Source organism: Marinomonas arctica (genome assembly GCF_003259225.1).
Classification (GTDB): Bacteria; Pseudomonadota; Gammaproteobacteria; order Pseudomonadales; family Marinomonadaceae; genus Marinomonas; species Marinomonas arctica.
Genome location: NZ_QHJF01000019.1, coordinates 14778 through 37268, shown reverse-complemented (window position 1 = coordinate 37268; position 22491 = coordinate 14778). Strand labels below are relative to the sequence as shown.

Annotated in this window: 22 protein-coding genes; 8 read left to right on the top strand and 14 right to left on the bottom strand. The window is 44.5% G+C overall.

Annotated features, from left to right (window positions below; genetic code table 11):
* Positions 1-31: 31 nt before the first annotated feature.
* Genes dnaQ through DK187_RS12395 form a run of 3 tightly spaced genes read right to left on the bottom strand, consistent with a single transcriptional unit; the run spans position 32 to position 1925 of the window.
* On the bottom strand, positions 32-748 hold the full coding sequence (dnaQ, locus tag DK187_RS12405) for a DNA polymerase III subunit epsilon (RefSeq protein WP_111607669.1): 717 nt from the start codon (positions 746-748) through the stop codon (positions 32-34).
* Positions 745-1188 carry a ribonuclease HI gene (gene rnhA / locus DK187_RS12400; protein ID WP_223232202.1) on the bottom strand — a complete coding sequence of 148 codons (444 nt, stop codon included), beginning with the start codon at positions 1186-1188 and terminating at the stop codon, positions 745-747. The genes dnaQ and rnhA overlap by 4 nt, the downstream gene beginning before the upstream one ends.
* The gene (locus tag DK187_RS12395) at positions 1185-1925 is read right to left on the bottom strand and encodes a class I SAM-dependent methyltransferase (protein WP_111607668.1); all 741 of its coding nucleotides are present in this window, start codon (positions 1923-1925) and stop codon (positions 1185-1187) included. The genes rnhA and DK187_RS12395 overlap by 4 nt, the downstream gene beginning before the upstream one ends.
* A 95-nt stretch (positions 1926-2020) precedes the next feature.
* Here DK187_RS12395 and gloB point away from each other — a divergent pair, with 95 nt between their 5' ends.
* Both gloB and DK187_RS12385 read left to right on the top strand, forming a co-directional pair.
* Positions 2021-2794, top strand: coding sequence for a hydroxyacylglutathione hydrolase (gene gloB, locus DK187_RS12390; protein WP_111607667.1), 774 nt, complete (start codon positions 2021-2023; stop codon positions 2792-2794).
* Between the two features lie 54 nt (positions 2795-2848).
* The gene (locus DK187_RS12385; RefSeq protein ID WP_111607666.1) at positions 2849-4504 is read left to right on the top strand and encodes a LysM peptidoglycan-binding domain-containing protein; all 1656 of its coding nucleotides are present in this window, start codon (positions 2849-2851) and stop codon (positions 4502-4504) included.
* Between the two features lie 73 nt (positions 4505-4577).
* On the opposite strand, the gene ppnP is transcribed toward DK187_RS12385, so the two are convergent.
* From ppnP to DK187_RS12365, 4 genes are all read right to left on the bottom strand, one after another.
* Complete coding sequence (ppnP, locus tag DK187_RS12380) at positions 4578-4868, bottom strand: pyrimidine/purine nucleoside phosphorylase (RefSeq protein ID WP_111607665.1); 291 nt, start codon at positions 4866-4868, stop codon at positions 4578-4580.
* 58 nt (positions 4869-4926) lie between these two features.
* Positions 4927-5814, bottom strand: coding sequence for a transcriptional regulator GcvA (gene gcvA / locus DK187_RS12375; protein ID WP_308422566.1), 888 nt, complete (start codon positions 5812-5814; stop codon positions 4927-4929).
* 141 nt (positions 5815-5955) lie between these two features.
* A complete protein-coding gene (locus DK187_RS12370) occupies positions 5956-7302 on the bottom strand; it encodes a DEAD/DEAH box helicase (protein WP_111607663.1) in 1347 nt (448 codons plus the stop codon).
* Positions 7303-7390: 88 nt separating this feature from the next.
* On the bottom strand, positions 7391-7936 hold the full coding sequence (locus DK187_RS12365; RefSeq protein WP_111607662.1) for a DUF1285 domain-containing protein: 546 nt from the start codon (positions 7934-7936) through the stop codon (positions 7391-7393).
* A gap of 193 nt (positions 7937-8129) precedes the next feature.
* Here DK187_RS12365 and DK187_RS12360 point away from each other — a divergent pair, with 193 nt between their 5' ends.
* Positions 8130-9089 carry a hypothetical protein gene (locus tag DK187_RS12360; protein ID WP_111607661.1) on the top strand — a complete coding sequence of 320 codons (960 nt, stop codon included), beginning with the start codon at positions 8130-8132 and terminating at the stop codon, positions 9087-9089.
* Positions 9090-9094: 5 nt separating this feature from the next.
* Here DK187_RS12360 and DK187_RS12355 read toward each other — a convergent pair whose 3' ends face one another.
* Entirely contained in the window at positions 9095-10102 is a 1008-nt protein-coding gene (locus tag DK187_RS12355; RefSeq protein ID WP_111607660.1) for a glycosyltransferase family 9 protein, read from the bottom strand.
* A 110-nt stretch (positions 10103-10212) separates the two neighbouring features.
* Between DK187_RS12355 and DK187_RS12350 the strand changes: the two genes are divergently transcribed.
* Positions 10213-10923, top strand: a complete 711-nt coding sequence (locus DK187_RS12350) for a 3-deoxy-D-manno-octulosonic acid kinase (protein ID WP_111607659.1) — start codon at positions 10213-10215, stop codon at positions 10921-10923.
* On the top strand, positions 10916-11845 hold the full coding sequence (locus DK187_RS12345; protein WP_111607658.1) for a lysophospholipid acyltransferase family protein: 930 nt from the start codon (positions 10916-10918) through the stop codon (positions 11843-11845). The genes DK187_RS12350 and DK187_RS12345 overlap by 8 nt, the downstream gene beginning before the upstream one ends.
* Positions 11846-11925: 80 nt before the next feature.
* On the opposite strand, the gene DK187_RS12340 is transcribed toward DK187_RS12345, so the two are convergent.
* The 6 genes from DK187_RS12340 to DK187_RS12315 form a co-directional block, all read right to left on the bottom strand.
* Complete coding sequence (locus tag DK187_RS12340; RefSeq protein ID WP_111607657.1) at positions 11926-12909, bottom strand: LLM class flavin-dependent oxidoreductase; 984 nt, start codon at positions 12907-12909, stop codon at positions 11926-11928.
* 153 nt (positions 12910-13062) lie between these two features.
* Positions 13063-15417 (bottom strand): fatty acid cis/trans isomerase, encoded by a 2355-nt coding sequence (locus tag DK187_RS12335; protein ID WP_111607656.1) that lies wholly within the window; start codon positions 15415-15417, stop codon positions 13063-13065.
* Between the two features lie 152 nt (positions 15418-15569).
* Positions 15570-16169 (bottom strand): hypothetical protein, encoded by a 600-nt coding sequence (locus DK187_RS12330; RefSeq protein ID WP_111607655.1) that lies wholly within the window; start codon positions 16167-16169, stop codon positions 15570-15572.
* Positions 16170-16254: 85 nt separating this feature from the next.
* Positions 16255-16635, bottom strand: a complete 381-nt coding sequence (locus tag DK187_RS12325) for a YacL family protein (protein ID WP_111607654.1) — start codon at positions 16633-16635, stop codon at positions 16255-16257.
* 11 nt (positions 16636-16646) lie between these two features.
* On the bottom strand, positions 16647-17675 hold the full coding sequence (ylqF, locus tag DK187_RS12320; RefSeq protein ID WP_111607653.1) for a ribosome biogenesis GTPase YlqF: 1029 nt from the start codon (positions 17673-17675) through the stop codon (positions 16647-16649).
* A gap of 264 nt (positions 17676-17939) precedes the next feature.
* Positions 17940-18539 (bottom strand): acyl carrier protein phosphodiesterase, encoded by a 600-nt coding sequence (locus DK187_RS12315; RefSeq protein WP_111607652.1) that lies wholly within the window; start codon positions 18537-18539, stop codon positions 17940-17942.
* Positions 18540-18760: 221 nt separating this feature from the next.
* Here DK187_RS12315 and DK187_RS12310 point away from each other — a divergent pair, with 221 nt between their 5' ends.
* The 3 genes from DK187_RS12310 to DK187_RS12295 all read left to right on the top strand — a co-directional run bounded on the left by DK187_RS12310 (position 18761) and on the right by DK187_RS12295 (position 22490).
* Entirely contained in the window at positions 18761-20293 is a 1533-nt protein-coding gene (locus DK187_RS12310; protein WP_111607651.1) for an ABC transporter substrate-binding protein, read from the top strand.
* A gap of 281 nt (positions 20294-20574) precedes the next feature.
* Positions 20575-21555, top strand: a complete 981-nt coding sequence (locus DK187_RS12300) for an ABC transporter permease (RefSeq protein ID WP_111607649.1) — start codon at positions 20575-20577, stop codon at positions 21553-21555.
* A complete protein-coding gene (locus DK187_RS12295; protein WP_111607648.1) occupies positions 21552-22490 on the top strand; it encodes an ABC transporter permease in 939 nt (312 codons plus the stop codon). Before DK187_RS12300 ends, DK187_RS12295 begins: the two co-directional genes overlap by 4 nt.
* The last annotated feature ends 1 nt before the right edge of the window (position 22491 follow it).

Below are 22491 nucleotides of genomic sequence, written 5' to 3'. Positions count from 1 at the left end.
TGTTGATGGCTTCACCATGCTTTATTGCCGCTTATTCATGTTTAATACGCCATAAGGACTGACCAGATTTTTTATCAATCAAGTCTAATCGCTCCTCATGCGCTTTTAACTCACTGTCACTGGCCCTAATAATTTTTAAGGCAGGACGATTGGCAGAAAAACGACGTATGGTTTCCACGCCGCCTTCTTCTTTGCTCTCTGAGTCTGCATGATTAGCAAGCCCCAAACTGGTCTGCCCACCCGTCATCAACAGATACACATCTGCTAATATTTCAGAGTCTAAAAGAGCGCCGTGCAATTCGCGGTGAGAGTTATCAATACCATAACGCTTACACAAAATATCCAGATTATTTTTCTGCCCCGGATGCTTCTTGCGAGCGTAAACCAGACTGTCAAAAACACCGCATACTTCTGCGGTTTTTGGATAGCCACCAATACGTGCAAACTCATGATCCATAAAGCCAATATCAAACGGGGCATTATGAATAATCAGTTCAGCGCCCTTGATAAAGTCAAAAAACTCTTGGGCGATCTCATGAAATCGAGGCTTATCAGCAAGAAACTCGTTACTGATACCGTGAACTCTAAACGCCTCTTCCTCCACTTCTCTATCGGGATTGATATAGACATGAAAATGCCGATTGGTTAACTTACGACCAATCATTTCCACACAACCAATCTCAATAATTCGGTGTCCTTGTTTCGGATCAATCCCCGTTGTTTCTGTATCAAGCACGACCTGTCTCATGAAAGCGCCCTCAATTCATCAATACCTTTATTTGCCAACTGATCGGCAATTTCATTACCTTCAATTCCAGCATGCCCCTTCACCCATTTCCAAGTCACCTCGTGATGTTGGCATTGCTCATCTAGGGCCTGCCAAAGATCTTTGTTTTTCACAGGTTGTTTGGACGCGGTCATCCAGCCTTTTCGCTTCCAGCCAGCCAACCATTCGGTAATACCTTTTTGCACATAAGACGAATCGGTATACAAAGTAACTGCACATTTTTCTTTTAGTGCACGCAACCCTTCTATTGCCCCCATAAGCTCCATACGGTTGTTGGTCGTATCATGCTCACCACCACACAAACGCTTCTCATGCTCACCAAATGTTAGCCAAGCACCCCACCCTCCGATACCAGGATTTCCCTTACAAGCACCGTCTGTATACATTACAACCTTTTTCACTCTTTCATCTCTTTTACTGTTGGTTTTGTTAAAGGAGGCACTCGGACTCTAGCCCCAGACCAACGAGGTTTTAATGGAATAAAGCGCTTTACTTGCTTCGTTGCCACCATCACATAAATACCGCTAAAAGGCAGCTTCAATGGCTTAAACATTCTATCAATCCACGCAAAGCGCGACCGCCATTTGCCGTTTTGCAGCGGCGGTTGATAATAAACAAAACGTTTTGTCTCCAAGGTTAGACCAGCCACTTTAAGCCAATCCTCCAAGCGTTGATGAGCAATAAAATGACCACACCATGGCGCTTTCACCTTTTTCGAAAACAACCGACAGAACCCCCACATACTCCAAGGATTAAAACCGATAATGATTAGCTTTCCACTTGGCAACAGAGTTCTTGCCGCTTCGCGCAAATCATCATGCGGCGTTGCGGAAATATCCAACGTATGATGAAAAACGTGGACATCAATGCCATCTGCTTCAAAAGGCAGTTCACTTGCTCTCGCAACAACGGTATTAGATGGCGCACCAAACTCCAAAATAGGCGCGATTAAAATACTCTCACGCAAACGATGCTCCCGCACAGAGAAGTCTTTAAGAGGAGATTGCGTTACAAGATAATAGCCTACAGCGGAATCAAGCTCAGCTGCGACTTCATCGCGCTCCAACTGCAAGACACTATCGCCTAAATTACTCTTGTACCAATTTTGAAAAAATTGTCTTGATTGATCATCCAACATACAATGAATTCTCTTTTTAAACGGTATGACGCTGTATTTATTTTTTTATAGACACGCCATATAAACAACCACCGCCTCTATAAAGCAGACAACTTATGACTATTTTTCCGCTTCCCGCTTTTCAGGATAATTATATCTGGATCATCCAAGATAAAGATAGTTCAGCCATCTGGGCTGTAGATCCGGGAGATGCCGACGTTGTATTAAATTATTGCCATCACGAGAACAAAACCTTAACAGGCATTTTAATCACCCACCACCACAAAGATCATACTGGGGGCGTCAGTCGACTAAAACAACATTTTGCTTGTCATGTTTATGGTCCTGCCCATCTTACTGATCTCATTACCACGCCCATGCACGGAGGCGACCAAGTCACCATTTTCACACGCACCTTTCATGTTATCGCCACCCCAGGGCACACACTTGACCATTTATGTTACTTTTACCCAGAGGAGACAAGCACCTTATTCTGTGGTGACACCTTATTCAGAGGTGGCTGTGGTCGAATCATGGAAGGAACACCAGAGCAAATGTTAGATGCAATGACAAAAATTCTCCACTTACCCGACAACACACTCATCTACGGCACCCACGAGTATACGTTGGCCAACTACCGTTTTGCCCTTTCTTTAGAGCCCAATAACAAGGCACTTTTACGCTCAAACCGAATAAGCCAAGCAAAAAGAGCCAATAATCAGCCCACTTTACCAACAAAACTCAGCGTAGAGAAAAAAACTAACCCCTTTTTACGAACCCACATTAGATCCTTAAAAGTTAAAGCAGCACAACAACTTAACGAAAAACCAGCCGATAATTCTGTGGCGGCATTCAGTCAAGTTAGACGCGCCAAGGATAGTTTTAGTTGACCTATCGCAATACTCCCTTAAAATGTCCAAACTTTATTCAATTTTGTGACTTACATGATATATAAAATATTCTGGATTTGCCTTGTCAGCCTAACACTGAGCGCCTGCCAAAGCGCCTCAAAAATAGATCAAGATAACGCCTCTAATGAGCTCACAGAGTCTTTAGAAGATAGCGATATTGTCGAGGCAGATACCGAACAATTAGGCTTCATTGACACTGTCCCACCAGTCGAATCGACCGCTGAAGACAATGAAGACGCCGCCAATGAGCAACAGGCTGTCACGACAACGCCGCAAGAGCACGCTGACATATGGGAAAGAATCCGCGCTGGATACCAGCTTGATCTTGACATAGATCGCCCTCGCCTATCCTCTCAGCTACGCTGGTTCAGCTCTCACCCTTCATACTTAGACCGAGTATCAAAGCGTGGTGAGCGTTACTTATATTACATCGTTGAGGAACTAGAGAAAGCAGGTATTCCTACAGAAATAGCCTTATTACCCATCGTAGAAAGTGGCTTCGATCCATTCGGATACAGCCATGGACGCGCTTCTGGTCCTTGGCAATTCATCCCGTCTACCGGTCAAATGTATGGGCTGGATCAAACATGGTGGTACGACGGTCGTCGCGATATTATAGGCTCAACTCAGGCAGCCATCGCCTACCTGACTCGACTGCATAAAATGTTTGATGGTAACTGGCTCCATGCACTGGCGTCTTATAACTCGGGTGAAGGCACCGTTATGAGAGCGATCAGAAAAAACAAAAAAGCCGGTAAACCTACTGATTTCTGGTCCCTAGACCTGCCGCGAGAGACACGCGCTTACGTACCCAAGTTGATCGCTCTTGCAAAAATCATCAAAGATCCAGAAAAATACAATTACTCAACGTATTCCATCCCAAACAAGCCTTACTTTGATGTTGTCAACATTGGCGGTCAAATAGATTTAGCGCAAGCGGCAGAGATGGCGAACGTTAGTATTGATGAGGTTTACTTATTAAACCCAGGCTTTAACCAGTGGGCAACCTCCCCTGATGGCCCTCATCGACTGTTAATGCCTATTTCCAAGGCTAAAAAATTCAGAGCAAAGCTGGCAGAAATCCCCAGCAAAGAGCGAGTAACTTGGGTTCGCTATTCGGTAAAAGCAGGTGACAATTTACTCCTAGTGGCAAAACAGCACAACACAACAGTCAACGTCCTGCAAGACGTTAATAAAATGTCTTCCTCTATGATCCGCGTTGGGCAAGAGCTCATGATCCCAGTAGCCGGAAACAACATAGAAAGCTACACATTAAGCTCTCACCAACGCTTACTAGCCAAGCAATCTAAGGCACCAAACCGCAATCGCATTAAAATAAACTACACCGTCAATTCTGGTGATAGCTTATGGTTGATTGCCAACAAATATAAAACGGACACTAAAACACTCGCCCGTTGGAACAATATGGGTCTAGGCGATCCGTTAATGCCTGGCAAAAAGCTGGTGCTCTGGCTAGAACCTGAACAATCAAAAATCAACAACAGCACCCGCAGCGTGATTAAGAAAGTGATTTACACCATAAGACCAGGTGAATCATTGGCCGTTGTTGCCAACAAGTTTAAGGTGTCCGTCAATGACATTCGTGAATGGAATCCGAAAGTCAGCAGCAAGAAATACGTTCAACCGGGCGACAAAGTCACGCTTCTTGTAAACGTGGTCGGCGGCTAAACAACCAACAGAAAGCAAAAAGGGCTGATTTGATCAGCCCTTTTTTTATAATACTGCTTTTAAAAAAACCGTATCACTCATATCGACAAAGATAAGCGGTCATCTCAGTCACTTTTAATTGAAAGGTTTGATTCGCTTCTACAATAAAAGTGTCGCCTTTCACAAAGGTTGTCCATTCGTCTTGCGCAGGTAATTTAACCGTTAGCGCGCCTGACACAACCGTCATATACTCTCTTTGACTGGTACCAAACTCATAGTCACCAATTGCCATTACACCAACGGTTGATGTTCCTTCCGCGTTATCCAATGCAATGGATTTTACTTGATCATTAAAATAGCTATTTACTTTTAACGCTGTGCTCATATACAAGTTCTCATTTCCGTTTTAAAAATATGTTTTTTAGCCATGATTCAAAATGCACTTATGTGTTTTTATGACCCACCATTTCTTCAATTATCCACTCTTTAAAAGCCGACATAGCCGAGGTAACTGAACGACGTTTCTCATACACCAAATAAAAAGACCGATTGGTAATCAAATGCTGATTAAACAACACTTTTAGCGTCCCAGCCTCTATTTCCGGCATAATCAATTCTGGGTCAGTCAATGATATACCCAACCCTTGCGCTGCCGCGCCAGCGGTTAAAGACCCACTAGAAAACATCAAACCGCGACGAAATAATTTAGGATCAAGATCATGCTGTTGCAACCAATCATGCCATTCGTCTTTTCGCTTAGTCACGTGTAACAACGGATAAAAACGCATGTCTTCTGGTTTCACGATAGGCTGTTCAGGCTTTATCAAACGTGGGTTACAAACGGGAGCCAAGCGTGCGGGGCGTAAATAATATGCCTCTACATCATCCCAATCACCGCTACCAAAGTATACCGCCATATCAATGTCATTGGCTGAGAAGTCAATCAACCCTGTGGAGGAACTAATTTCGATCTGAATATCAGGGTAACGCTCTTGAAAGCGCTCCATTCTAGGCATGAGCCAACGAGTCAGAAAAGCTGGCGCAACCGCCAATCGCAATGATCCAGACTTTTGCTTGCTCTTCAGTTCCGATGTCGCATTTTCTAACTGCTCAAAAATACTCTTTATAGGTTTTAAATACGACTCACCCGCTTCCGTTAAAATCACTTTACGTTTTGTACGGCGAAAAAGCTCAAGGCCTAGAAAACTTTCCAAACCCTTGATTTGATGACTAATCGCAGAAGGCGTGACAGACAATTCCTTGGCTGCTTTATTGAAACTACCATGACGAGCAGCAGATTCAAAACACTTCAATGAATTTAAAGGGGGCAAACGATTAATAAGCTCATCTCCAATAGATAAGAAAGGTAAAGAAAGATTTCTACACTTTCCCTAATCAATAGCGTGAAAATGGCTCACCTGTCAATTATTATAGTTCTGCGTTCACAATAATGTTACGCAATACTAATCAGATTACTCATCTTCATCACTGACCACTTCCGATGTCGCAAAACGCTTAGGCGGTAATTTAAAAGCAGCAAAACCGTCCTGTTGATTATCATGGAAACGAGCTTTGCCAGCTGGCTTTTTATTTGTCTTTTTAGGCGCTTTAGTTGGCATTTTGACATTCCCCTTCTTCGTTTCTTGACGAACAGGTTTAGGTGGAAGTAAGCCCTTAAACGTCGGCTCGAGCCCTTCTATAGACTCAGCTGTAAAGGTTTTTTGCAAGAAAGCTTCGATTGCTTTGAAATTCACCCAATCTTTTGGACCAACCAAAGAATAAGCGTCGCCTTTAAAACCAGCACGACCTGTCCGCCCCGTTCTATGAACAAACTCTTCGGCTTGCTTGGGCAAATCGAAATTGAACACATGGGACACACTGGCAATATCCAAACCCCGAGAAGCCACATCTGTGCTCACTAAGACATCAAACTGACCTTTGGCAAAACTTTCCATGGTTTTATTACGTGCGCTTTGCGATAAATTACCATTCAAAGCCTGCGTACTTAATCCCCAACCAGCAATGATTTCAGACAAGCGCACAGTATCGCTTTTCGTTGCTGTAAAAATAATCGCTTGCTTGATCGTTTGGCCCAATAACAGATGCTTAAGTAAAGCCTCTTTATGATCCAAGTGATCACACAACAAAACGTGCTGAGAAATATCCGTGTGCTCGTCAAAGCCTTGACCAACAGCAACACGTGAAGGCTCCCGTAATAGCTCACCAGCGATCACGCTGACTTCCGTGTTATCCAATGTCGCTGAGAAGAACAAGGTTTGACGTTGACGGTGACTGGCGGCGGCATTAATCGCACGCATTGCGTCGGCAAACCCCAAATCCAACATGCGGTCTGCTTCGTCCAAAATAAGCAACTCAAGGCCTTCCAGAAAAACATGACGCTGTTTTAAGTGATCGACTAAACGACCCGGTGTCGCCACAATAAAATGGGGATCTTTTTGCAAGGATTTGTGTTGATCATTAAAGTTTTCACCACCTTGAATGAGAATAGACGTGAAGCGGCTGCCTGCTAATAATAATCTTAGCTGACCAAACACTTGCTTAGCCAATTCACGAGTTGGCACCAAAACCACAACGCGAGGGTCGCGTTTTGACAGTGCTTTTTTCTTGTAAACTCGATGCAATGCAGGTAAAAGATAGGCAAGCGTTTTTCCAGAACCCGTTTTTGATGACGCCAATAAGTCTCGTCCAGCCATGGCTTCTGGAATAGCGCGAGCTTGTATTTCCGTTGCCTCATCAAACCCTAAATGGCCCATAGACTTTAAAATACGATTATCAAAACCAAATTCTTCGAATAACAAACAAACACCCCTTCAAAACGAAACAATACTACGCAACCAAAACGTCGCGTCTAATGGACGCATTATAACCTAGACAATCTAAAATTCGTTATGCATCTTGCATTAAAAGATAGCTTTTACCTGCACTTATTACGCCCACACCTCGCCCCTGTGACGTTTCAACCTCAGCAAGGCTTTCAGCGAGACCATAAAACACATTTCGCCCCACCAGAGCCTTCATGCCATAGCGCATAGAAATGTAAGGACGCTCTTCTTCATGGTAAAACCCCATCCAAATATCACAGTCAACGCCGAGTACCAAAACATCCTCAGTCTGCGTTCGAAATTCGATCGCTCGACCGCATACGGTTTCTATCCATTGCCAACGGTTAACGTGAAAAGGTGCATCGTCTACTTTAATTCGCACCTTTTCGACAGGCGTCATTAAGAAGTACTCACCATGTTCGAACCATAATATTCGGCTAAACATCGTCACCATTGCAGGACGCTTAATTTTGCTGCCCTCATGACACCAATCGCCATTTGCCTTAATCACCATGTCCATGTCACCGCAAAACGGTGGCGTCCAAGTATGCACTGGTGGTAAAACCGAAGAGGTCGCCTCAGAAAAACCTTTCAACTCTATATTTGACATGCGCTTTCTCACTTATAATGAAGTGCAACCCAGTCAATCCCCAAATAAGATTAGAGACCTTCACTTCATCAATAATATTATTCAACTTACAGACAAAGCCTTGAATTCATTTCACTGTTAGAATAACCACAACAAACAAACTTATCGAGCCGCAGAACCACATAGCTGCCTCGTCTATTTAGAGTGTGACATTATGAAATCGGCATTAGCAACAAAATTTCAAGATCCAAGTCGAGGCGTATACTTCATTGGTACAACACCGCCCAAGTCCTCTTTGGAAGAAGAGCAACTAGAACAAGTCAGCCAAAAACTGCTTGAGCGTCTTGATAATATCGATGTGGATGGTTTGATCGTCTATGATATTCAAGACGAAACCAGCCGCATTGACAAGCCGCGCCCTTTTCCTTTCATGGAAACCCACGACCCTCGTGCTTGGTCAAAACGTCTTCACCAGCAATCTGGCAAGCCTGTTATTACCTACAAATCCGTCTCTTCACGTAGCTCAGCAGAATTTTCTGGCTGGTTAACAGAAGCATGGGAACAATATGGTATTCGTGACTTGGTTTTAGTGGGGTCACCCTCTTCAACGGGGGATATCAAACTGCCCTTACCGCAGGCCTATGACACACTAAAAGCATCGCCTCATGCCTTTAACCTAGGCGGTGTCACCATAGCAGAGCGACACGCAAAAAAAGGCGACGAACACTTACGCCTGTTGAAAAAAACAGCATCTGGATGTGAGTTCTTCATTTCACAAGCCGTTTATAACCACCAAGCGACCGCAGATCTAATCAGCCGCTACGCAAGAACCTGCAAAGAAAGAGGCGAAACACCAAAGCGGATCATTCTAACCTTCACTCCATGCGGCAGCGCCAAAACATTGGAATTCATGGAGTGGTTGGGGATTTCCGTGCCCGATGCAACCAAACATCGCATTTTGGACGCTCAAGCACCATTGGAAGAGTCCATTAAAATTTGCCGCAACGCTTTAGAGCAAATTATTGAAACGGCCCTTCCTCTTGGTGTTCCACTTGGCTTAAACATAGAAAGTTTAACCAACCGCAAAGAAGAAATAGACGCTTCAATCAAGCTGTATAAGCTACTTAAAGCGACTTTAGATCTTAAACTGGCTGAGCAAACTCTGTCTAAATAGCCTCGCTAAATAAGCGTATCTAATTTAGCCAAAACTTGCTCAATACGAATATGCTGCATGGCCTTAGGGTCATGCACGGTCGTCGCCCAAGGCAGCTCTCTTACCGGTTTGTTATATTCTTTCTCGGCAAGCTCGTCATAGACACTCACAACATTATGTATATCGTTATAAGGCCCAGTGCGTTTCGGATTAGAAAGTGCATACAAACCCAATACTGGCGTGCCCACTAAAGTGGCAATATGTGCAGGGCCAGTATCAGGACTCACCACTAATAAAGCACCTTTAATTAACGTACACATAGATTCCACTGACGTTTTGCCTACTAAATTAAGCACCCCTTCAATACCTGACTCAATGTTCTGAGAAAACGTTACTTCTAACTCAGAAGGTCCACCTGTTAAAACTGGCGTCAAACCTTTTTCTAAAATACGCTTCACAACCGCTCTATTACCTTCAAGCGTCCAATTTTTTTCAACTTTAGAACCACAAGGATTAACGATCACGTAAGACTTAGGCAAATCAAATTCGATTTCAGGTAGGTTTAATTGACATGGGAAAGTAACGCCCTGAACCCCTAATACGCTAGCGACAGACAAAAAAGAATCCAGTACATGATAACCTTTAGGCTCCGGCGCTAGCTCATTGACAAACCAGTTCTGTTTTTCACGGGACCGAGACAAAGAAAAACCGATACGCCGCTTTACTTTAAGCATTCTCGTTAGAACACTCGATCTTGATGACCATTGCAAATGAAGTAACGCATCAAATATGACGTGTTTCAGTTTCGCTCTAAGTGTAAACATACCAGCAAGACCACTTTTTTTATCGTACTCGATGACATCTACTCCCTCCAATAAGCGAACCAATCTAGCCTCCAACGGAGACGTAATCCAAGTAACTTTAGCGGTGGGATATAATTTCATCATCGCTTGTACGACGGCCACGGCATGACACACATCCCCTAAAGCAGACAATCGAACCACTGCTATCTGCTGAATACCCTCTTGCTGCATGTCTTCCTCATTAAGGCTGCTTAAACGTGGCAAGTATTATAGAATAGTCCTCTTTGAATGTGTCCAAATTTATAGACGCGATAAAGACCATCCTATGTAAAGCGAGCAAAATGCCAGAAGCCATCAAAATATCGCCTAATACGATACTGTTAAAAAGTGACCCCACACTGCCACTGTCAAGCACTTGGTTTGACCCAACATTCTGGCAGTCTCAACAAGCATTGAGCGGCGCAGGCCATGGCCGAGGCGCTGTCTGGTTTATTAACAGTCAATTTGGTCAGTTTGTTATAAGACGTTATCGTCGCGGCGGACTGATCGCCAAATTCAATAAAAGCCATTTTTTGTTTACAGGGCAAAAACACACTCGCCCATGGCTTGAACTGAGCTTATTAGAGCATATGCGCTCAATAGGATTACCGGTTCCTCGACCTATCGGCGGCCTATATGTCCTCGACAAAGGCTTTTACCAAGCCGAACTGCTAACTCAGACCATCGAAAACGCACAGGATCTTTTTGATATTATTAAAGCAGGGAACAGCCAAACACTTAACTGGCACGAGATTGGAAAAGTCGTAAAACGCTTTCATAACGAAGGTATTTTCCACTCAGACTTAAATTGCCATAACATTATGGTAGATCAAAACAACAAAATTTGGCTGATTGATTTTGATAAGTGCGAGCAAAGAACTCAGGATACACAATGGAAACAAGCCAATATTGATCGATTAAAACGATCGCTGGATAAAGAATCAAACCTACACACCCAATTCAATATTTCAGACGCGCAATGGCGCACCTTTTTGGAAGGTTACCGTGGCTAAAAAAATCTCAACGTTAGACGAAAGCATCACTCACTACCTTGGCCCAAAGCACTGGTTAAGCTGGCTTGCTATGGGAATCGCCTACGCCTTGAGCTTTCTACCTTGGTCGCTACAACAAGGTCTAGGAAAATATCTTGGCCGGGCACTGCATGCCATCGCGAAAAGACGTAGACACATTTGCGATGTAAACTTAAAAATCTGCTACCCTGACATGAGCGCAATAGAACGAAAAAAGTTAACTAAAGCGCACTTTGAAAGCCTAGGAAAAGGCACAATTGAAACATTCGCGTCTTGGTTCCAAAACCAGGCTAAGTTTCATTCACGAGTCACTTTTGAAGGGCAAGACGTCATTGATCGAGTGCTCGCCAAAGGTCGCGGCTGCATACTTATTAGTGGACACTTTTCTTCTCTCGATATTTGCGGAGGTCAGATGCCACGCTTTATTGATGTTCATCCCATCTACAAACTACAGACCAATCCAGTCATGAACTGGGTCATGGAGCGTCAGCGCCAAGCTATTTTTTCTAAAACCATTGAACGCACCAACATGCGAGAAGTACTGAAATCACTGAAACAGAACAAAGCGGTTTGGTACGCGGTCGATCAAGATTATGGACGAAGAAACTCTGTCTTCGCCCCATTCTATGGTCGCCAATGTGCCACCATCGCTCATATTGGACGTATCGCCAACATGACCAATGCGCCAGTGGTGCTTTATGATTATGGTAGAACCGAAAAGGGCTATCATCTAAGTTTGACTGAAGTGGAAAACTATCCAAGCCAAGACGATGTTGAAAACGCGACCAGGATCAATGAATTAATGCAGTCCGTTATAGAACCCAAAAAAGAGCAATATTATTGGTCGCATCGACGCTTTAAGACACAACCTGTTGCGGGCGATCCATCGCCTTACGACAAATAAAAAAAAGCCACTGGAGAACATCAAATTTCCAGTGGCTTTTTTAACGGCTAGGATTTTTTAAACCGCCATATTACTTAACATTAAAGACCATCTCGGATCTCGGCCATTAGGCGCAGCGATTTCAATCTCGCTTCCGAATCATGAATCGGCATAGAAACAATCAGTTCATCCACCTTTGTTAACTCTAGAAAGCTCGTCAATTGAAACGCAACACTTTCTTTTGATCCCACCATGGCATACTGCAACATGTGCTCAACCATGTGCTTTTCACTCGGCGACCAGATCTCATTCATATTGTCGACGGGTTTTGAAAAGGGTAAATTGCGGTTACGACGCAAATTGACAAATTGTTGCTGTGCCGACGTAAATAAGTACTTTGCCTCTTCATCCGTCTCCGCCACAACCGCCATAACACCCGCCATTGTGTGAGGCTTGGCAAGCTGTTCGGAGGCCTTGAAGTTTCGACGATAAACCGTCAGCGCTTGAATCAATTGATCTGGCGCAAAATGCGACGCAAAAGAATAAGGCAACCCAAATTCTGCCGCCACTTGAGCGCTATACAGACTCGAACCCAACATCCAAAGGGGCACATGAGTATTGTGCCCAGGTACCGCCATTACCCCTTGCGTTCCCTGACCAAGTAAACGCTGCAGCTCTAGGACATCATCTGGGTAGCTGTCCACCGAGGCATCCATGTTACGGCGCAGAGCACGTGCTGTTTGCATGTCCGTCCCCGGTGCGCGACCTAGGCCTAAATCGACTCGCCCCGGATAAAGCTCAGCCAGAGTACCAAACTGCTCCGCGATCACTAAAGGCGAATGATTCGGCAACATAACACCACCCGAGCCAATGCGAATAGTGGATGTCGCAGCACCTATGTAAGACAACACAACCGACGTCGCAGAGCTGGCTACGCCTGCCATACCATGGTGCTCAGCCAACCAAAAACGCGCGTAACCGTTTTCTTCTGCTGCCATCGCCATTCTGCGACTCATCGCCAATGAATCGGCAACAGAATAACCATCGGCAACCGGAGCCAAATCAAGAATTGAAAAAGGAATCATAATACTTACCCAATAAGGTGATAAAGAATATACCTTTTATTTGGGTCCTTTTAGAGAGAGAACAAGCCAACAATCATGCAGAAAATGCAGAAGCGTCGCCCAGTTTCCATTCTCATAAACAGACGACACTCTCTTTTTCAATAAACCACCGGGTTATTTATTCTCTAGGCGATTGTAATCCAATATGCCGCTCTCTCTTGGACGATCAAGTTTATTTAAGTTGCTGATTGCATCACTCACAAACCAGAAATTTGGATGCGTCCTGCGTATACCAAAGCTATCAAGAAGGGCGGCATAATCCGCCTGTGTTTTAAGGTTAGCAACTTGATCAGCCCAAGCAACCAACTCACTTTCTTCCACTTGCATTAATACATTTGGATAGTCGCCTAATACACCTTTCGCAATCGTCACCCCATCTTCTTCTGGCAAACGAGCTGCTTCTTCATCCAATAAGCTCGATATATTAGCGTGAGCCTTATTATGGATCAGACTAATCACGTCCAAAGGCACGCCTTGCTGTGTCACTAAGACTGTCGCGACATTGGGTAAATGCACCAAACCGCCCCCACGCACAGACTGAAGCTTATACAAGGCTTCAATTTGATTCGCAGACAACTTGCTCTGCTCTAGGTCATGACTATGATCCAATACGGCCGCCAGCTTATGTCTAAGCTTCTCATACAGTTCAGACTGACGATCATCCGTGCTGTATTCAACTTGAGACTGACTGTCCACTTTTATGTAATCACTAAAAATGTAATTTTTGATGGTTTGATCAGCGCCCCGATACCAATATTGCCGAATCGATTCTCGGTCCTCCTTGGGCAAAAAAAGTAAAAAATTCATCTCCCCTTCCATGCGCAAAAAGTCCATATACAAACGTGTAACCAATTGATGACCCACATTGCCGTAAACATCAAATCCCGCCACTAACAGGTAATGAATGCGCTCTAACAAAGGGTAATCAATCACCCACGACGTTTTAGGATGCTGACCAACCATACCCTTTACGACAGAGGCATTATCAAAGTGCCGAAAAACCGTTAATACCGCATTGCTATTATTCCCATCACCGTCCCAGATAACACGTAAATCCAAAGGAATGGTCTTACCCACTTCCGATTCAATCAATGCGGCTTTCGCCGATAAATACGACTTTTGTTGTTCAGAAAACGTCACCCAAGAAGTGGGTGATAGCGCGTTACTTGATCCAATAGCAGGCAAATCTAAATTCTGCACTTGATCTTCTAAATAATCTGCTGAGCCTTTGTTGTACGCAATTTCTGGATCAAGAAAATACACCCAAAATTGCTCATTAATCACATTCACAGCAACTTGCCCACGACACACAGGGCCCTTAATAAATGACATGATGGTTTTCTGAGAGTGATCCAACAGAAAGCGATAACGTCCATAAGCAGGAATTTCACGGAAGGCTCTGAAGGGATTTGTCGCCACTTCCGGCGCATATCCTGGGTCTCTCGTTACCTCGTAATCATTACCATAAAAATAGGACTGCCAGCGGGCATACCTCGCTTCGTCAAGCTGCATGGGAATATGATTTTTTTGAACCTTTACTTCCGGGTCAGCCCAAAGTCGGTAATACACACGATCAACCCCCGGAGAATCATATGGACGACGCGTAGCAATGCGATCAATTGGCTCGCCGGGCGGCGTCTTAGAGCGCACTAACTGAAAGCGAAAGTCTTCACTGCTATCATCCCCCAAGTAAAGACTATATAAGTAAAGATGTTCATATATGTAACGAGACACCAACTGGCCTTTAAGGTCATCGCCATTTAATCGCGATTCCCATAACGCCACCTGTTGTTGTAGCTTAACAGGCAAAGGCTTGGCTTCTGGCATCTTGCCACCTTTCGCCAACCACCGAGTTAATACATCATATTCGTTGTCACTTAACGCGGGAAGACCATAAGGCATCCCCCAATTAGGGTAATCTCTTTCAAACTGCTGATACTCCTCAATACTGACACATTGCTGATCACGAGCGAGCGAGAAATCATAGCTATCTGGTAAAATCGGCTGCGTAAAATCGCCCTGTTTCTTGCGCAGTGCAACAGCACGATACAGCAAACTACCTTGCAAATTTGCGGAAGGCGATTGCTCACGTTCGTTTAAAACCGGATGAAACCCTTTTGTCCGCCATTCATCGGGGCTTTTCGCATCAATAAACAAACGCGTCGGAGAGGATGCTAATAAGCGAGTACCATCATAAACCAGCTCTTTTGAGCCACCTCGTTCAATCCCGCCTGCAGCCGTCAACTTCAACTGACACGGTGCATCGTAACAGGCATGACAGGAGACACAACGACTGTCTAAAATAGGCTTAACTTGCTCATTATAAAAAGCCGCTTCCTCGTCATTGATATCACCAGTTCGGTTTGCCGTATCTTGCGCGCCAAACACAGAATCAAACTGATGAGTAGCGTACGCCGCACAGCCAGAAACAAGCACCAATGCCAGAAAAAGGGTTATCCACCGAGACATAAAAAGCTTCCTATTTTTTATTTCGTTTTATTCGCAAAACACGTCATCAAAAACCGCCAAGATCGTCCAATAAAACAACATAAATACGACAATATAAATAAAAAAACGCCCGTTAAGGCGTTTTTGCTATAAATTAGAAAAAGAGTGATTCACTAGTCTTCGTCTACAATACCGTCATCAGGGTATTCATCCGAGCGTTCATAGGCGTCATCGCCCATTGCATCGTTTGCTAGCAACAACGCATCCTCGTAGGCGCCACCGAACTCAATACGCGTGATATCGTACAAATCGTACTCAAAAGTATCATCAAACCAGCGTGCATCAGAGCCAATTTCCTCTAGCTCATAGGTCACCGCATCGGCACGAACAACGCGTCCGATTTCGCAACTGTCAGGCTCAACTTCTTCACGATGCAGCGTCACAAGCCCAAATTCTTCGCTGATATCAATCAACAATACCGCCAAGTCATCCAGATCCACTTCAGGGTCCGTCACTTCCTCGCCACGAAGTTCCAAGACTTTCTTCTGAAAATCATTAAACGGCGCGGGGTGAGCAAAGTCGCTAATATCCTCTAAAAAGAGAATTTGATAACCATTAAGACGAACACTGTCATCCACCAATTGGAGCAAAACCATTTCTTCGTTGGCATCCACAACAAAACCGTCAGTCCAGCTATCTGGTCCATCCAATTCTTCACGAAAAATGCGAACAACATTGTTTCGAGTGCGGGCTTTTTCCAATTCGATGAGCATATCGGCTCCCTAAAAACGTAAAAAATAAACAAGCACTAGTGTAAACCCAGCCAGCGCAAGGAACAACTCCCCTAACACGTTAAGGTTATTGCAGTACTTCGTGCCAATTTTCAATCAAATTAATTAAGTCGTCCAAACCGCATTCTGCTTGTATACCGTCGGTTGACGTCTGATAAAAGCTTTCTTGACTATCAAACATTGCTTTTATCTCTTCTTCCGCTGAATCAAGATCAATCTGCCTAGACACTGAGACGCCTTCTTCACTTAGCACAACATCAAAGGGACCGTGTTTAAACTCCGTCACTTCTTTCGCCGTTTCTGCTAAACGAGCCGCCATTAAAACCCGCTGAATACTTTCTAGATCGCGCACGTATTCGGAAACCCATTCACCAATGGCGGCAAACTCGTATCCGGTGTAAATGCGATAAACATTTTCGTCCTGATCAAAGGCAATTTCATAATCCATGACCGTGAACCTCACTGCTTGTCATCTGTGTTCTCATCTTGCTGAATAGTGTGAACTTGTTCTGTTGATTCTACTTGAGCTGTCGCTTGAGCATTTCGATAAGCACGGTTAATTGCTTGCTGGCGTTGTGGAACAGCGGCAGCCAACCTCGCTTGTCGTTCGGCTTCTTTTTTCGCTTTTGCTTCTTCAACCAAACGCTCTTCGTGCGCAATCATCTCTGGCGTTTCCATGACATAAGGCCCAATAGCCCCCGTTCTTACATCATTCAAAAAGACTTCTGCCGCTTTATGCATGTCGACTTTACCACCAGCCCGTAACGCCCCGCGCTTGGAACCAATAACCTTGAGCACCTCGTAAGGATCCGCTGAAATCTCTTTTAACTTATAACGCGTCACAAGAGAATCTAAATAGTCGGCAATAAAAAACTTCAAACCCACCAAGGCAACATCTTCATAATTAATAGCGGTAGCACGAACGGCACCTGTCACAGCCAAGCGATAACTGGCATCAGGGTTTTCAATTTTCGGCCATAAAATACCCGGCGTATCCAGTATCTGAAAACCATTCGTTACTTTCAGCTTTTGTTGCGACTTCGTCACCGCGGGTTCGTCACCTACTTTTGCAACACGACGACCTAATAAAGCGTTCATCAAACTCGACTTACCAACGTTGGGAATACCGGCAATCATGGCTCGAATAGGCTTTTCAGCACTGCCTCTATGGGGAACCATTTGACTCACCCATTGACTGACTTTCGCCACGTCGGCTTTATCCAAAGTGGAAAACGGATGCGCTAACACCGTCTCACTGCCACGCCAGTGCTCTAACCATAAGTCTAGACGAGTTTTATCTGCCAAGTCTTTTTTATTCAACAAACGCAATACAGGGACATCCCCACGCAGCGTATTGAGCATCGGGTTTTGACTCGAATCAGGAATGCGGGCATCCAACACTTCAATCACGATGTCTACTTGCGTCATGACCTCTTCGATTTCTCGACGCGCTTTATTCATGTGCCCTGGATACCACTGAACGCTCAACCTAACACTCCTATTCTAACCAAGTCTTTTTCGGTGGCGGATTCTACCATAAGTTCTTCTCAAGATAGAGAAAATACTGCTATAGCGTCTTTAATTTGAGTAACCCGCTCTAATCTGATCCAAATCAAGGCAACGTATGGCGTAAACGCTCTATACTCATTTGCGCCATGTAGACGAAAGCAAAGAATCTGCACTGAGCTTGTAGCGTTTATATGGTTGTTCTCTCGATCGGATCACAGCGATTTACATCGCTAAAGGGTCCATTCAACCGAGGCTGTGTGTGGCCTCGGTTTTTTTCATTTCTTGTCGCACATACGCCAAGAGATCTGGATACAAATGTAAAAATGGCGCCTCTGCTTGAGCAATCACACTCGGCAGCTCCTCAACAAAGCCTTGCAAATGCGTCCCATGTTGCCAACGATGCATAATGGAACGAATCGCTTTTTCAACCCCGTCTAACGTCCCCAAGTTGGACAACCAATTTTCACGCTCCAATGAACAAATCATGTTTTTTAAACGATCAGGGCTTCGCTCCTTATCCAGCGCCAATCCTGATACCGCTTGCTCACAAAACACAGACAGAGGTTGCGTGCTAAAATCTGACCAATATTGAATGAGCCAGTAATCCATGACTATATCTTGTACAATCCCAGCAAATCGGCGACGCCCCTTCCGTGCCATAGAGCGAAACAACACACTGGCTTCGTGCTGGTCAACCATGACATCTACTTTTTGGTGCAAACGCCAACCCACCAGCAAATCCGCCTCTAAACTGGCGGGTTCAACTGGAAAATCCCCCAATAAATTGCCAACCCAAGAGGTATTTGTAATAGAGGCAATGTGCAGATGTGCAAAATAATTCATATTTACCTACGCAGCTGGCGAAATACTTTAAATAAAACACAATTCCATCTTAATATGACAAAACAAGATGCTCTTGCTGTCTTTTTACTTATTTTTTTGCAAAAATGCTGGGTCGTCTACATGGTCAGGATCATCGTCATGCTTTCTAAATCGTGTTCACGCAATTCGATAAAGCACACCGTCATCGCGTGTAAGCCATACCCAATAAAGAGACAGAGATAATGAAAATAAAGGTTATGATAACCTGCTGCTTGGCTCTCATCTTATGGAATCAAGCGGCAGCAACAACCCTAAGAATGGCATTCGACGCTGACCCTGTTTCATTGGATCCACACGAGCAGCTGTCAGAAAGCACATTACAATTTTCTCACCTTGTTTTCGACCCGCTTATACGATGGAAGCAAAATGGCCAATTTGAGCCCCGTTTGGCTACCAAGTGGCAGCGGCTTGATGCTCAGACCATGCGCTTTTATTTACGCGAAGATGTCACCTTTAGCAATGGCAATCCGTTTTCCGCAAAAGACGTGGTGTACACCATTCATCGGTTAAAAAGGTCGCCTGATTTTCGTGCTATGTTCGACACAATCGACGCTGTTTCTATGGTAGACGATTACACCATCGACGTTCATACGACCTATACCAACCCTCTGTTACTCAACATAATGACCTATGTCTTTCCACTCGATAAGACATTTTACCAAGGCCACGACGAAATCATTAAATACGGCGAAACCTTCGCTTCTAGCCATGTCTCCGGCACTGGCCCCTTCATACTCATGAATCGTGAATTGGGCAGCCGCATGGAACTTAAACGCAACCCCAATTACTGGGATAAAGATACCGCTGGCAATGTCGATCAAATCATCCTAACGCCCATTCACGCGGACTCGACTCGGCTGGCAGCGTTGCTCTCTGGCGATGTGGATTTTATTTTTCCTGTGTCACCGATAGACATAGAACGAACCAAAAAAATACCAGGAATTCAACTAGTTACACTGCCCAGCACGCGTATTTTACTGCTGCATATGAATCAAAAGCGCCGTGTCGAATTGCAAGATGTTAGGGTAAGAAGAGCCATCAACCTGGCCATCAACAAACCGCTCATTGTCGAAAAAATCCTAAAAGGCTACGCCACACCCGCAGGCCAATTAAGTCCGGATCGATTTTTGGGGCATATTAATGGCCTAGAACCTGAATACAATGTGTCAAAGGCACTGGAGTTGATGAAGCAGGCCGGCTACGAAAAAGGCTTTCGTATCAGCATGATGGCACCAAACAACCGCTACATGAACGACGAAAAAGTCGCCCAAGCCATCACCGCCATGTTGGCCCGAATCAATATCACAGTGGATTTAAAAACCTTACCTAAAGCACAATATTTCAAAGAGTTTGATAACCGCAGTGCCGATATGATGATGCTGGGTTGGCAGTCAGACACCATGGACTCGAACAACTTATTTGAATTTATTATCGCCTGTACGGATGCCAAAACGGGCTTAGGTGCTTATAATGCCAGCGAATATTGCCAACCCAGTATTGATGATGATATTCGTCAAGCTAATAGAGAAATGAACCCAGAAAGACGTTTACGGCTTTTGCAGCAGATAGAAAGAACACTTTACAATGATGCGGCCATTGTCCCTCTTTACTGGCAGTCATTGATCTGGGCGGCAAAAGACAATGTCAAAATACAAGACATAGTCAATGATCAAAACTACCCACACCTAGGAGATTTATTCATTGAAAAACAATAAATATCCACAATATGTTGCGGGTCTATGTATTCAAAAAGCAATGACAAAAATGACATTAACAAAGGCCAAAAGGAATAAAATTATTCCATGAGACCTCTGCACGATGTCACGAGCGAAGCCAAGACGAGGCAAAAACAGACGAAAAAGCGGACACCTATATGGATGCTGGTGTTAGAGCGACGCAGGAAGCCAAAGCCGAGTCTATGGGTTATAAATGAGCATTTTGAGTCTGTTTTTAACAAAGTATTGGAGAGCGCAGTAGTCGTGAAAGGTCTCATTCCATGTTGATATTCTTACTCCGCCGTCTAGTTCAGGCCTGCTTTGTTATGATCATCATCAGCATCATCAGCTTTGCCATACAAGACAAGCTAGGCGATCCGGTGCAACAAATGGTGGGTATGACGGTATCACCAGAAGAACGCAATCAACTTCGCAACGAATTGGGCTTAAACGATGGTTTTTTCAGTCAATACTGGCGCTTTGCAAAAGGGGCAATTCAGGGTGACTTAGGCACATCGTATTATTATAAAGAGCCGACGCTGGATGTGATTCTTAATAAATTGCCCGCAACACTAGAATTGGCCTTTTGTGCCATTTTAATTATTGTGCTAGTGGCGACACCATGTGGGGTGTTGGCCGCCATTAAGCCCAAACACATACTCTCTCGCTTATTAATGATCGTCAGCTCGATTGGCCTTTCTGTGCCTATCTTTATTGTCGCCATTCTAATGGTCTATATTTTTTCAATTGAGTTAAATATGGCGCCCAGCTTTGGTCGAGGACAGACAACCGAGGTTTTTGGCTTATGGGAAAGCGGGCTATTTACCAAAGATGGCTTAAAACACCTACTCCTTCCTAGTTTGTCCCTCGCTATTGCCTTGATGCCGATTTTTGTTCGCTTGATACGAGCTGAAATGATGGAGGTTTTGCAGTCAGAATACATACGCTTTGCCTGGTCAAAAGGCCTATCTGCACCACGCATATATTTTAAGCATGCCCTCAAAAACACCATGCTACCCGTTATCACCGTCGGCGGCATCCAAGCCGGCACCTTGGTTGCTTACACCATTTTGACCGAAACCATTTTTCAGTGGCCTGGCATGGGCTTTTTGTTTATGGATGCGGTTAACCGAGTAGACACACCGCTTGTCTCTGCGTATTTAATCGTCGTTGGGGGCATATTTGTCATCACTAACACCTTGGTGGATTTAATCTACGGATTAGTCAATCCCACTGTACGCTTGGCGAGTCACGGATTATGAAGTACTCGAAAAAAGACCTTATTCACCCTATCCCAAGCAGTCGCTGGCACCATGTTTGGTCTGGTTTTGTCGGTGATAAACTGGCCATTCTGGCGCTGATTGTTTTTCTTTTTTACTGCCTTGTTGCGCTATTAGCGCCATTGGTAGCGCCGTTTGACATAGCGGATCCGGCCTTTATGGATCTCATGAACGCCGAGATTGCGCCGAGCTGGATCAGTGGCGACGAACGATTTTTACTCGGCACAGATGCCCAAGGGCGCGATTTATTATCGGTGATCTTGTACGGCACGCGACTCTCTTTAACCATTGGCATCTGTGCCGTCTTAATACAGGCAACATTAGGCATTTGCATCGGCCTTATCGCTGGATATTTGGGTGGACGCATCGATAACTTTTTAATGCGTTGCGCGGACATCCAACTGTCTTTTTCCAATATGATGGTGGCGATTGTTTTTCTTGCTATTTTTCAATCTTTATTTGGCATTGCATTATATCAACAGCTGGCGATGGTTATTCTGATTTTGGTTATTGGTTTAACTGAATGGCCACTTTTCGCACGCACGATTCGTGCCTCGGTGTTGGCCGAAAAACAAAAAGAATACGTCGATGCCGCTCGTGTCATGGGCATCAGCTCTAAACGCATCATGTTTCGCCATATACTACCTAACACCTTGTCTCCAATTTTGGTCATTTTTACCGTGCAAATTGCCAATGCCATCGTTGCTGAAGCCGCCTTGTCTTTTTTAGGCTTAGGCATGCCAGCCACTGAACCCTCTCTTGGCTCCTTGATATCCGCAGGATTTGCTTACATGTTTGCTGGATCTTGGTGGATCTGTGTGATACCAAGCCTCACCCTAATACTCTTGATTCTCGTCATGAATCTTCTTGGTGATTGGCTACGCGACCACCTCAACCCTAGGACCTACAAAGACTAAA